The sequence below is a fragment of the Rhodanobacter sp. OR92 genome (genome assembly GCF_000427545.1).
GTDB classification, from domain to species: Bacteria; Pseudomonadota; Gammaproteobacteria; order Xanthomonadales; family Rhodanobacteraceae; genus Rhodanobacter; species Rhodanobacter denitrificans.
The window spans coordinates 13070-25384 of the sequence record NZ_ATYF01000006.1; the positions used below are offsets into that span (position 1 = coordinate 13070).

11 protein-coding genes are annotated in these 12315 nt (G+C 68.6%); 8 read left to right on the top strand and 3 right to left on the bottom strand.

The annotated features are described in order from the left end of the window. Window positions 1–43: 43 nt before the first annotated feature. The 6 genes from gcvA (at window position 44) to ppa (ending at window position 7677) form a co-directional block, all read left to right on the top strand. Window positions 44–946 (top strand): transcriptional regulator GcvA, encoded by a 903-nt coding sequence (gene gcvA, locus RHOOR92_RS0103110; RefSeq protein WP_007514206.1) that lies wholly within the window; start codon window positions 44–46, stop codon window positions 944–946. A 193-nt stretch (window positions 947–1139) separates the two neighbouring features. Beyond that, window positions 1140–1556: an RcnB family protein gene (locus RHOOR92_RS0103115; RefSeq protein ID WP_007514205.1), complete on the top strand. Its 417-nt coding sequence runs from the start codon at window positions 1140–1142 to the stop codon at window positions 1554–1556. 162 nt (window positions 1557–1718) lie between these two features. Then, on the top strand, window positions 1719–3791 hold the full coding sequence (locus RHOOR92_RS0103120; RefSeq protein WP_027489563.1) for a sodium-translocating pyrophosphatase: 2073 nt from the start codon (window positions 1719–1721) through the stop codon (window positions 3789–3791). Window positions 3792–4001: 210 nt separating this feature from the next. After that, on the top strand, window positions 4002–6086 hold the full coding sequence (locus tag RHOOR92_RS0103125; RefSeq protein ID WP_231378333.1) for a prolyl oligopeptidase family serine peptidase: 2085 nt from the start codon (window positions 4002–4004) through the stop codon (window positions 6084–6086). 102 nt (window positions 6087–6188) lie between these two features. Continuing rightward, window positions 6189–7043, top strand: coding sequence for a 2OG-Fe(II) oxygenase (locus RHOOR92_RS0103130; RefSeq protein ID WP_027489565.1), 855 nt, complete (start codon window positions 6189–6191; stop codon window positions 7041–7043). 94 nt (window positions 7044–7137) lie between these two features. After that, window positions 7138–7677, top strand: a complete 540-nt coding sequence (gene ppa, locus RHOOR92_RS0103135) for an inorganic diphosphatase (RefSeq protein ID WP_027484893.1) — start codon at window positions 7138–7140, stop codon at window positions 7675–7677. A 62-nt stretch (window positions 7678–7739) separates the two neighbouring features. Here the strand turns inward: ppa and RHOOR92_RS0103140 are convergent, their stop codons facing one another. Next, a complete protein-coding gene (locus RHOOR92_RS0103140; protein ID WP_037114825.1) occupies window positions 7740–8762 on the bottom strand; it encodes a DUF2333 family protein in 1023 nt (340 codons plus the stop codon). A gap of 191 nt (window positions 8763–8953) precedes the next feature. Here RHOOR92_RS0103140 and RHOOR92_RS0103145 point away from each other — a divergent pair, with 191 nt between their 5' ends. Continuing rightward, window positions 8954–9970, top strand: a complete 1017-nt coding sequence (locus RHOOR92_RS0103145; protein ID WP_027489567.1) for a zinc-binding alcohol dehydrogenase family protein — start codon at window positions 8954–8956, stop codon at window positions 9968–9970. Between the two features lie 28 nt (window positions 9971–9998). Here the strand turns inward: RHOOR92_RS0103145 and RHOOR92_RS0103150 are convergent, their stop codons facing one another. Together RHOOR92_RS0103150 and RHOOR92_RS0103155 are read right to left on the bottom strand one after the other, a co-directional pair. Continuing rightward, the gene (locus RHOOR92_RS0103150; protein WP_007514198.1) at window positions 9999–10595 is read right to left on the bottom strand and encodes a DUF892 family protein; all 597 of its coding nucleotides are present in this window, start codon (window positions 10593–10595) and stop codon (window positions 9999–10001) included. 128 nt (window positions 10596–10723) lie between these two features. Next, window positions 10724–11371 carry a TetR/AcrR family transcriptional regulator gene (locus tag RHOOR92_RS0103155; RefSeq protein ID WP_015446626.1) on the bottom strand — a complete coding sequence of 216 codons (648 nt, stop codon included), beginning with the start codon at window positions 11369–11371 and terminating at the stop codon, window positions 10724–10726. 272 nt (window positions 11372–11643) lie between these two features. Here RHOOR92_RS0103155 and RHOOR92_RS0103160 point away from each other — a divergent pair, with 272 nt between their 5' ends. Beyond that, the gene (locus RHOOR92_RS0103160; RefSeq protein WP_015446625.1) at window positions 11644–12303 is read left to right on the top strand and encodes a protein-L-isoaspartate O-methyltransferase; all 660 of its coding nucleotides are present in this window, start codon (window positions 11644–11646) and stop codon (window positions 12301–12303) included. Window positions 12304–12315: the final 12 nt, after the last annotated feature.

Sequence of the window (12315 nt, forward strand, 5' to 3'; positions counted from 1 at the left end):
TATGAAGTACCAACCTGCCTGGAAAACGATACTTTCTCAGCCTATGGATGAATTCAGATCACCTATCGGACCCCGCCGCCTGCCGCCGCTGGCGGCGCTGCGCGCGTTCGAGGCGGCTGCCCGGCACCAGAGCTTCCGCGTGGCTGCGGACGAGCTGGCGGTGACCGCCACCGCGGTCAGCCATCAGATCCGGCAACTGGAGCAGCGGCTGGGCGTCGCCCTGTTCGAGCGGCAGGCACGCGGGGTCGTGCTGACCAAGGAAGGTCGCCGGCTGTTTCCGGCACTGCGCGAAGGCTTCGACCTGATGGCCGACGCGCTGGCGCCGCTGCTGCGGCCGCAGCGGCGTCGCATCGTCACCGTCTCGGCCACACCGGCGTTCATGGCGCGTCTGCTGGTGCCGCGGCTGGCCGGCTTCCAGGCGACCCACCCGCAGTTCGACCTGCGCCTGCACGCCTCGACCCGCCCGGTGGATTTCGCGGCGCAGCAGATCGACGCCGCGATCCGCTACGGCAAGGGCCCGTACCGCGGCCTGCACCACGAAGCGCTGCTGCATGCGCGCTTCGCCCCCGTGTGCAGCCCCGCACTCAAGCTGCGCGCGCCGGACGAGCTCGGCCGCCATCCGCTGCTGCACTACCAGTGGCAACCCACCTTCCGCGACCCGGTCGACTGGGCCGCCTGGGCTCGCGCGGCCGGTCTGCGCCGGCTCGATACTGCCCGCGGCACTACCTTCAGCGACGAAACCCATGCCATCGAGGCCGCCATCGCCGGCCAGGGCGTGGCCCTGCTCGACACCGCGCTGATAGTCGACGAACTGGCGCATGGCACTCTGGTGGCACCGTTCGGCCCGACGCTGGACGGACTGGACTACCTGCTCGTGCACCCTGCCGCGGCCGGCGGCGATCCGGCCGTGGCCGCCCTGCGCGAGTGGCTGCGCAAGCTCGCCTGAAAGCTGCGCGCGATCCGGGCAGCCCGCTCCAGCACGGACGTCCATCCATTCCGCGTGCCCGCTCACCTAGCCGAGTGGGACCTGAACCCGCGCGTCGCGCACGGTCTGCGTTCAGCCGCAATTTCTTACGCTCCATCCTGCCCGGGTCGATCGCCGCGCCGTTGCGGCCACGACCCTCCACGGGAGACCCGAGATGAAACTCATCCGCCGCCTGCTCATCGCCCTCGCCCTGCTCACCACCGGCAGCTTCGCGCTGGCCGCCCCCGGCCCCGGTGACCACGACCGCCGCGGCCATGACCATGGCTACGACCGCCGCGGGCACGACGACCGCCGTCATGGCGACTGGCGCCGCGATTACCGCCGCCATGACGATCGCCGCTACGGCTACGACCATCGCGACTATCGCCACGCCGGTCCGCACTACTACCCGGTGCGCCACCATCGCTGGGAACGCGGCCACCGCTACTACGGCCCGACCTACGTGGTGCGCGACTACGGCCATTACCGCCTGCGCCCGCCGCCGCGCGGCTACCACTGGGTGCGTGCGGACCACGACTACCTGCTGGTCGCGATCGCCACCGGCATCATCCTGGACTACGCCCTGCGATAGGCCCGCACCCAGGAGAACGATCCGGGGCCATGCATCCGTGCATGGCCCTTGTTCTTTGGCGGATGGCGCTGCGCCGCACAACGGCCTGCGCCACCGCGTCTGCCTATACTCCCCGCGACCGCCCGTTCCGGACGGCCACTTACAACCCATGGGGAGGCTCCGATGCTGCAGCAGTATGGCTGGTGGATCGTCGTTGCGTGTGCGGTGGTGGCGGTTCTGTATGGCGCGCTGTCCGCGCGCTGGATCCTGGCGAAATCGCCAGGCAACGAACGGATGCAGGAGATCGCCGCGGCCATCCAGGAAGGCGCACGCGCCTACCTCAACCGCCAGTACACCACCATTGGCCTGGTCGGCGTGGTGTTGCTGCTGCTGATCGGCTTCTTCCTCAACTGGCCGACCGCGATCGGCTTCCTGCTCGGCGCGATCCTGTCCGGTGCGGCCGGCTACATCGGCATGAACGTCTCGGTGCGCGCCAACGTGCGCACCGCCGAGGCGGCGCGCAGCGGCCTCGGCGCCGCGATGGACGTGGCGTTCCGCGGCGGCGCGATCACCGGCATGCTGGTGGTCGGCCTGGCCCTGCTCGGCGTGGCCGGCTACTGGCTGGCGCTCGGCCACTTCGGCGTCACCGGCGAGACCGCACTGCACGCGCTGGTCGGGCTGGCCTTCGGCAGCTCGCTGATCTCGATCTTCGCGCGCCTGGGTGGCGGCATCTTCACCAAGGGCGCGGACGTCGGCGCCGACCTGGTCGGCAAGGTCGAGGCCGGTATCCCGGAGGACGACCCGCGCAACCCGGCGGTGATCGCCGACAACGTGGGCGACAACGTGGGCGACTGCGCCGGCATGGCCGCCGACCTGTTCGAGACCTACGCGGTGACGGTGATCGCCACCATGCTGCTGGCCGGCCTCACTTTCGTCGACAATCTCGCTGCCGTGCTGTACCCGCTGGTGCTCGGCGGCGTGTCGATCCTCGCCTCGATCATCGCCACCTTCTTCGTGAAGGTGAAGCAGGGCGGCTCGATCATGGGCGCGCTGTACAAGGGCGTGATCGTCTCGGCGGTACTCTCGGCCGTCGCGTTCTGGTTCGTCACCGGCAACCTGCTGCCGCAGGGCCTGACCGCCGGCGACGGCAGCGTCGTTTCCAGCCACGCGCTGTTCCACTGCGCGCTGATCGGACTGGTGCTGACCGGCCTGATCGTATGGATCACCGAGTACTACACCGGCACGCAGTTCCGCCCGGTGCAGCACATCGCAGCGGCCTCCACCACCGGTCACGGCACCAACATCATCGCCGGCCTCGGCGTGTCGATGAAATCGACCGCGATGCCGGTGATCGTGATCTGCGCGGCGATCTGGGGTGCCTACAGCCAGGGTGGCCTGTACGGCATCGCGATCGCCGCCACCGCCATGCTGTCGATGGCCGGCATGATCGTGGCACTGGACGCCTACGGCCCGATCACCGACAACGCCGGCGGCATCGCCGAGATGGCCGACCTGCCGCCGGAAGTGCGCGGCGTCACCGACCCGCTGGATGCGGTGGGCAACACCACCAAGGCGGTGACCAAGGGCTACGCGATCGGCTCGGCCGCACTGGCCGCGCTGGTGCTGTTCGCCGACTACACGCACAACCTCGACGTCGCGGCCCGGGCCAAGGCGCTGGCCGCGGGCGTCGACTATCATCCGATGACCTTCGACCTGTCCGACCACATGGTGATCATCGGCCTGCTGATCGGCGGCCTGATCCCGTACCTGTTCGGCGCGATGGCGATGGAGGCGGTGGGTCGCGCCGCCGGCGCGGTGGTGGAGGAAGTGCGCCGCCAGTTCCGCGACATCCCCGGCATCATGCAGGGCACCGCCAAGCCGGAATACTCGCGCGCGGTGGACATGCTGACCAAGTCGGCGATCCGCGAGATGATCGTGCCCTCGCTGCTGCCGGTCGCCGTGCCGATCGTGGTCGGCCTGCTGCTGGGGCCGAAGGCGCTCGGCGGCGTGCTGATCGGCACCATCGTCACCGGCCTGTTCGTGGCGATCTCGATGACCACCGGCGGCGGTGCGTGGGACAACGCGAAGAAGTACATCGAGGACGGCCACCATGGCGGCAAGGGTTCGGAGGCGCACAAGGCCGCGGTCACCGGCGACACCGTGGGCGACCCGTACAAGGACACCGCCGGCCCGGCGGTGAACCCCCTGATCAAGATCATCAACATCGTGGCGCTGCTGCTGATTCCGCTGCTGTAAGCCACGCCCGCGCAACGACAGGAATCCCGCCCGCGTGGCGGGATTTCTGTTCCCGGCCCGCGCTCCCGACTTTGGTCACGGGCGGCCACACGCCCGGGCGGTTACGCTCGACCAACTGCGGGCCGCGCCCGCATTACGTTCACTCGCACCTGGGGGCACACGATGAAATCGGTCTGGCTGATGCTGGCACTCGGCGTCACACTGACGGGCATGAACGACAGCCATGCCCGCGACACCACCCCCGCTCCCGCCGCCACTCCGACCGGCGACGACCCGTTCCTGTGGCTGGAGGACATCCACGGCGCGCGCGCGCTGGACTGGGTGAAGCAGCAGAACGCGACGACCGCCAAGCAGTTCGTCGACAACGCCGAGTTCGCGCGCACCCGCGACCGCATCCTCGAGGTGCTCGACTCGGAAGCACGCATCCCCTACGTCAATCGCATGGGCGACCACCTGTACAACTTCTGGCGCGACAAGGCGCACCCGCGCGGCATCTGGCGGCGCACCACGCTGGCCGAGTACCGCAAGGCCGAGCCGGCGTGGGAGCTGCTGCTGGACGTCGACGCCTTGAACCAGGCCGAGGGCAAGCGCTGGGTGTTCAAGGGCGTGCAATGCCTGAAGCCGGCCTACGAGCGCTGCCTGATCTCGCTGTCGCCGGACGGTGGCGACGCCGTGGCCGTGCGCGAGTTCAGCATCCCGCACAAGGCGTTCGTGAAGGATGGCTTCGTCTTGCCGGTGGCGAAGAGCGAAGTCGACTGGATCGACGAAGACACCCTCTACGTCGGCACCGACTTCGGCCCCGGCTCGATGACCGAGTCGAGCTATCCGCGCATCGTCAAGGAGTGGAAGCGCGGCACGCCGCTGGCGGCGGCCGCCACCGTGTACGAGGGCAAGCCGAGCGACCTGGCGGTCAGCGCGCACCACGACCGCACGCCGGGCTACGAGCGCGACTTCGTGTCCATCGCCAGGGATTTCTACCACAGCGACCTGTACCAGCGCCTCGGCGACAAGCTGGTCCGCGTCGAGGTGCCGGCCGACGCGGAAGCCGAAGCCCATCGCGACTGGCTGCTGGTGCGCACCCGCTCGCCGTGGACGGTGGACGGCAGCACCTACCCGGCCGGTGCGCTGCTGGCCACGCCGTTCGATCCGTTCATGGCCGGCAAACGCCATTTCACCATGCTGTTCGAGCCCGACGCGCATACCTCGCTGGACTCGTACGCCTGGACCAAGAATCACCTGATCCTCAACCTGATGGACGACGTCAAGAGTCGGCTGGAGGTGCTGACCCCGCCGCAGGTGGCGACGCCCGGCGGCGACTGGAAACGCGCGGCGATGGCCGGCGCGCCGGCGATGAGCACGATCAACGTGATCGACACCGACCCCGACCACAGCGACGAGTACTGGCTCGATGTCACCGGCTTCCTGGCGCCGTCGTCGTTGCGCCACGGCGTACTGGGCGGCGCGGCGGCCGAGAAGGTCAAGCAGGCGCCGGCGTTCTTCGATGCCGCGAAGTTCGCGGTCAGCCAGCACTTCGTGCAGTCGAAGGATGGCACCCGCGTGCCGTACTTCGAGATCGCCCCGAAGGATCTCAAGCTGGACGGCGCCAACCGCACCCTGCTGTATGGCTACGGCGGCTTCGAGGTGTCGCTGCAACCGCAGTACAGCGGCAGCGTCGGCCGCGCGTGGCTGGAACGCGGCGGCGTCTATGTGATCGCCAACATCCGCGGCGGCGGCGAGTACGGCCCGCAGTGGCACCAGGCCGCGCTGAAGGCGAACCGTCCGCGCGCCTACGAGGACTTCGCCGCGGTGGCCGAGGACCTGGTGAAGCGCGGCGTCACCTCGGCGCAGCACCTCGGCGCCGAAGGCGGCAGCAACGGCGGCCTGCTGATGGGCAACATGCTGACCATGTACCCGCAGCTGTTCGGCGCGATTGCGTGCGAGGTGCCACTGCTGGACATGAAGCGCTACATCCACCTGTCCGCCGGTGCCTCGTGGATGGCCGAGTACGGCAACCCCGACACGTCCGACTGGAACTTCATCAAGACCTTCTCGCCGTACCAGAACGTGCGCAAGGACGGCCGCTACCCGCCGGTGCTGTTCTACACCGCCACCAGCGACGATCGCGTCGGCCCGGTGCAGGCGCGCAAGATGGCCGCGCGGATACAGGCGCAGGGCCACCCCAACGTGTGGTTCTACGAGAATCTCGAAGGCGGCCACGGCGCCGGCGCGGACAACCGGCAGTCCGCGCACATGCACGCGATGGCCTACGACTTTTTGTGGGACCAGCTGCAGTAGGGCGATCCATCGCCGTCATGCCGCCGCCGCGAGCCGGTACCTGCCGGCTCGCGGCGTATGCAAAGATGGCCTGCAGCAAGCTTTCACGACTCGCCCATCGCCATGCACCCACGCACCACCATCAGCCCCGAACTGCGCGAATGGATCCTCGCCACCACGCGGGCCGGCCACGGCGTGGCCGAGGTGCTGCGGCTGATGAAGGAGCACGGCTACGACCCGCGACAGAGCCGCGGCATCGTCGCCGAGGTGCTGAAGCTGCCGCTGGTGACGCTGCTGGCCAGTACCGCCAGCGAGTCGCCGCAGGGGCTGCGTACGAAACACCCCGAAGCGCCCGAAGTCCGCGTCGATGGGCACGCCATCGGCGTCTCGCTCAGCGTCGAGGCGCCGGCGCTGCGGGTGCTGGAGAACATCCTGAGCACCCAGGAATGCGAGGAACTGATCGCGCTGGCGCGGCCGCGACTGCAGCGCGCGCTCACCGTCGACAGCAAAGGCCGCCAGCAGGTGGACCGGCGACGCACCAGCGAGGGCATGTTCTTCACCCTGAACGAGGTGCCGCTGGTCGGCCGTATCGAGCAGCGCCTGGCCGCCCTGCTCGGCGTGCCGGCGAGCCATGGCGAAGGGCTGCAGATCCTGCACTACCTGCCGGGCCAGGAATACGAGCCGCACTTCGACTGGTTCGACCCGGAGCAGCCCGGCTACGGCGCGATCACCGCGATGGGCGGGCAGCGCATCGCCAGCGTGGTGATGTATCTGAACACGCCCGCGCGAGGCGGCGGCACGGCGTTCCCCGAGCTCGGACTCACCGTCACCGCGCGGCGCGGTTCGGCCGTCTATTTCGCCTACGAAGGCGGCGACCCGAGTTCGCTGCACGCCGGCCTGCCGGTGCTCGATGGCGAAAAGTGGATCGCCACCAAATGGCTGCGCGAGCGGCCTTACAAGAGGCCGAAAAAGGCCTGACCGCCGGTGCGGCAAGCCTGTCGCTGCTGCATCGCAGCAGCGTTTGGCGTATCCTTGCGGACCTTCTTTTCCCCTTCATCGCCAAGGACAGTCCATGGGTCTGCACCTCGTCTCCGCCGGCCGCAACGTGCCGGAAGAAATCAACGTCATCATCGAGATCCCCAAGGACGCCGAGCCGGTCAAGTACGAGGTGGAGAAGGAGTCGGGCGCGATCTTCGTGGACCGCATCCTGTCCACCCCGATGCGCTACCCGTGCAACTACGGCTACGTGCCGCGCACCCTGGGCGGCGACGGTGACCCGCTGGATGCGGTGGTGATCCTGCCGCTGCCGCTGGCCGTCGGCTCGGTGATCCGCTGCCATCCGGTCGGCATGCTGAAGATGACCGACGAGGCTGGCAGCGACGAGAAGCTGGTGGTGATCCCGTCGCCCAAGGTGTTCCCGGGCTACGCGCACATCAACGACATGAAGGGCGTCTCGCCGCACTGGCTGGAACGCATCGGCCACTTCTTCGAGCACTACAAGGACCTGGAGAAGGGCAAGTGGGTGAAGGTCGAGGGCTGGGTCGGCGCCGACGAGGCGAAGGCCGAGATCCTGGCCGGCTTCCAGCGCTACCAGGACGCCATCAGCGGCTGAATCGCCGAGCGCAGGCTGTCGCAAAGCAGACCCCGCCACGGCGGGGTCTTTGTTTGCCCGGATCAGCCACGCCTGAGCAGTTCGCGCAGGTCGATCAGTGCCGCATTCGCGCGCGACACGTAGTTCGCCATCACCAGCGAATGGTTGGCGAAGAAGCCGAACGGCGAGCCGTTCAGCACCATCGGGCTGTGCAGCGGGCGCTGCGCCTCCTCCAGCTCGCGGATCACCTGCTCCAGGCTGATGTCGGCGTGCTTGGAGCGCAGGATCGGGCCGAAGTCGCGCTGGAACGCCTTGAGCTGTTCCAGCAGCGTCCAGGTGTAGCCACGCGCCTCGTAGAAGTTGTCGTCGATCTTCGTCCACGGCGTCTTCACCAGGCGGCCGCCGCCGGGCGCGGCCACCGTGCCGGCGGCGGCCGGCTCGTCGGCACTGGCCACGTCGCCGATGCGGATCTGGCCCACGCTGGCCGACAGCCGCTGCGACAACGAACCGAGTCGCGAGGAGGCCAGCTGCAGGTAGTCGGCCAGGTTGTCCGCGCGCGCGTAGAAGTGCGCGTTGCTGTCGTCGGCGTCGCCCAGCCTGGCCAGATAGCCGTCCAGATGCCTGATCGCCTTGCGGTACTGGCTTTCCGAGCTGGGCAGCAGCCAGCGGTCGTTCGGGCTGTTCAGCAGCGGGTCGGCCTCGGCCAGGTCCTTGTCCTCGGTCGACTGCGTCTGCGAGCGGCTGAAGTCGTTGCGCAGCGCGCGCACCAGGTCGCGCGAGGCGGTCAGCGAGCCGAATTCCCAGTTGGGCAGGTTGTCCATCAGCACGCCGGGCGGCAGCTTGTCGTTGCTGAGGTAGCCGCCACGCTTGTCCAGCAGCGTCTGCACCGAGGTGATCAGGGTGACCGTGGTGGCCGCACCGGTGCTGGCCGGCCGCTTCAGCTCCTGCATCCGCACCTGGGTCACCGCCACCGGATCGAACAGTGCCGGCTCGGTGTCCCACCACCACATCAGCGCCGCCACGCCCAGCAGCAGCAACGCAAGCAGGGCCAGGATGGCGCGGCGGATGCCGTGGCGCGACGGGTTCGAGGTGTCCTGGGTCTGCATCGCTCGGCTCCTGCGGGGAATGGGCAAAGCTTACAGGCTCGGTGTGGCGCCGCGTGACCGCCCTTCGCCGCATCGCCAGTACCACCCCGTCACGCCGGTGCGGGTAGCATCAGGCGCCGCCGCGCATGCCCGTCGCACTCTCCTCCCAGAGGGAAGGAAGGCTGGCCTTCGAACCACCCATGGAGTCGCCCATGAAAGCCATCGCCCTCACCCGCCACCTGCCGATCGACGATCCGCAGGCGCTGCTCGATATCGAACTCCCCACGCCGGTGCCCGGCGAGCACGACCTGCTGGTGCGCGTGGAGGCGGTCTCGGTGAATCCGGTCGACACCAAGCTGCGCTCGCCCAAGCCGCAGGTCGAGGCGCAACCGAAGGTGCTCGGCTACGACGCCGCCGGCGTGGTCGAGGCGATCGGCGATTCGGTCCATGGTTTCCGGCCGGGCGACCGCGTGTACTACGCCGGCGACGTCACCCGCCCCGGCAGCAACGCGCAGTTCCAGCGGGTCGATGCGCGTCTGGCCGGCCACGCGCCGCGGTCGCTGGACCTGGCCGAGGCGGCCGCGTTGCCGCTGACCGCGCTGACCGCGTGGGAGCTGCTGTTCCAGCGCATGCCATTCGACAGCGAGCGCGGCGGCGACGGCAGGTCGCTGCTGGTCATCGGCGGCGCCGGCGGAGTCGGCTCGATCGCGATCCAGCTGGCGCGACGCGCTGGCTTCACGGTGATCGCCACCGCCTCGCGCATCGAGACCATCGACTGGTGCCGCACGATGGGCGCCCACCACGTGATCGACCATCGCCACACGCTGGCGCCGCAGCTGGAGGCGCTGGGCTTCGGCCAGCTCGACGCCGTGCTCAACCTCGCCGACACCGACCGCTACTGGGATGCGATCGGCCAGCTGCTGGCGCCGCAGGGCCACGTGGGCCTGATCGTGGAACCCGCCGGCGCGCTGAAGATCGGCGATCCGTACAAGGCCAAGTGCATCGGCATCCACTGGGAGTTCATGTTCGCCCGCGCGCGTTCCAACACCCCCGACATGGCCGAGCAGGGCCGCATCCTCGAACGGATCGCCAGCTTGATCGATGCGGGTGAGTTGCGCGGCACGCGTACCGCGACGCTGGTGCCGATCAATGCGGCGAACCTGCGCGAGGCCCATCGTCGGCTGGAATCGGGCCGCACGATCGGCAAGCTGGTGCTGGCCGGCTGGTGAGGCGGCGGCGCGCCTTGCCCCGACGTGCTCAGCCGCGCTTGCCGGCGGCCTTCCTGGCCGGCGACGACCTGGCCGGCTCGCCCTGCTTGCCGAGCTGCTCCAGCAGGGTGTTCATGTCCTCGGCGTGCTCTTCCTCCATCGCCAGGATGCCTTCCAGCACGCGGCGGGTGGTCGGATCGTCGGCGCCCAGGTAGGCGATCATCTCGCGATAGCTGTCGATCGCGATGCGCTCGGCGACCAGGTCTTCCTTGATCATGTCGACGATGTCCTCGCCCTCGACGTAGTCGGCATGGCTGCGGCCGAGCAGGCCTTCCGGCGACAGGTTCGGCTTGCCGTCGAGCTGGGTGATGCGCTCGGCGATCAGGTCAGCATGGCCCTGCTCCTCGTTCGCGTGCTGCAGGAACTCGGCCTTGATCGCCTGCGAGTGGATGCCCGAGGCCATGTAGTAGTGGTACTTGTAGCGCAGCACGCAGACGATCTCGGTGGCCAGCGCATGGTTGAGCAGCTTGACCACGGTGGCCCGGTCCGCGCGATAGCCGGCGGTCATCGCGCCCTTGTCGATATCCTGCCGCGCTCGCTTGCGGATGTTCTCGATATCGCTGACGAACGGCTTGGTCTTGGCCATGGCTGGCTCCTGTGGGCGTGGGGAAGGGGCGTCGACGGGTGCATCGTCGGACGTCCGGCCAGCCTAGGAACGCCCATGAAAAAGCCAGGTGAAGGGGACTTCACCTGGCTCGTTTCCGGCGTGCCGCGTCAACGCGACTGGTAGGCGCGCAGGAACATCTCGACGCCGGCCCGCGCGGTGCTCTCGATTTCCTCGGCATAGCTCTCGGGGCATTCGGTGCAGCCGAACATCTGGCGCATCATCAGGTTGCCCTTGATCAGGCTGAGGAACTGCCCGCTGGCGCGCGCCACGTCGTCGATGTCGAGCTGGCCGGCGTCAACCGCCTGCTGCAGCAGGCGTTCCATCAGGCCATGCGTCCGCGCCGCGCCCTCTTCCCAGATCAGCTTGCCGTAGCGCGGGTTGCCCTGGCGGCAATCGCTGAGGATGGCGCGGAAGGTGCCCACGGTCTCGGCGTTGCAATCGAGGTGGGCGTGGGTCAACGCCACCCGCAGCAGGGTGTCGCGGACGTCGGCGGCCGGGTCGAAGAAGTAGGTCTCCTCCGGCAGCAGGTCCTGGATGCGCGAACGGATCACTTCGCGGAACAGGTTGTCCTTGTCGCCGAAGTGGCTGTACACGGTGAGCTTGGACACGCCCGCATCCGCCGCGATCGCATCCATGCTGGTACCGGCAAACGCGTTGCGGATGAACAAGGCCTTCGCCGCCGCCAGGATCGCCGCACGCTTCTCCATGTCCTTCGGGCGGCCGGGGCCCTGGGATTTGACCTGCGCGCTGTTCATGCCACCACCTTCACGCCTTCACAAGAAAAATTGCCAAGCTTTATTATACGCAACGGTTCAATTATTTTCCAGAAGCGGTACCGCAACGCCGCCAGTGTCCGTCGCTCGCACCCCGGACACCATGACGAAGGTCAGCGTATCGCGATGACTTCCGGCACTTCGTGACCCCGCGGGCAGCCGTCAGGCTTGCCAGCATCCCGGCGCGTCATTGTGGAGGCGGGCACCAGCGCTTATCCTTCTTGGTCTTTTTCGATCCCCACGGAATACGGCAGATGGCGATGAATATCGAGCAGGCACGGCTGAACATGGTGGAAAACCAGGTGCGCCCGTGGGAAGTACTGGACGGCCGCGTGCTGGACGTGCTCGGCCGCGTGCGCCGCGAGGACTTCGTCGCCGCCGAACACCGCCAGTTGGCGTTCGCCGACCTGTGCCTGCCGCTGGGTCACGGCGAGGTGATGATGAAGCCGGTGGTGGAAGGCCGCGTGCTGCAGGCGCTGGAACTGCTGCCCAGCGACCGCGTGCTGGAGATCGGCACCGGCTCGGGCTTCCTCACCGCCTGCCTGGCCAGCCTGTCCGCCCAGGTGACCAGCGTCGACATCCATGCCGATTTCATCGCGGCCGCCACGCAGCGTCTGCAGGCCGCCGGCATCGCCCATGCCACCCTGGCCGTCGGCGAGGCGGTCAACGAATGGCAGCCCGACGGCCTGTTCGACGCACTGGTGGTGACCGGTGCGGTGCATGCGATCCCGCCCCGCTGGCTGACCTGGCTCAAGCCCGCTGCGCGCGCGCTGGTGATCCGCGGCCAGTCGCCGGTGCAGCAGGCCACCTTGCTCACCCACGAAGGCGCCGGCCGCTACCGCGAAGAAACCCTGTTCGAGACCGACCTGCCCTACCTGACCCATGCCGAACCGCTGCAACGGTTCGTGTTCTGACCTTGGCCCCGC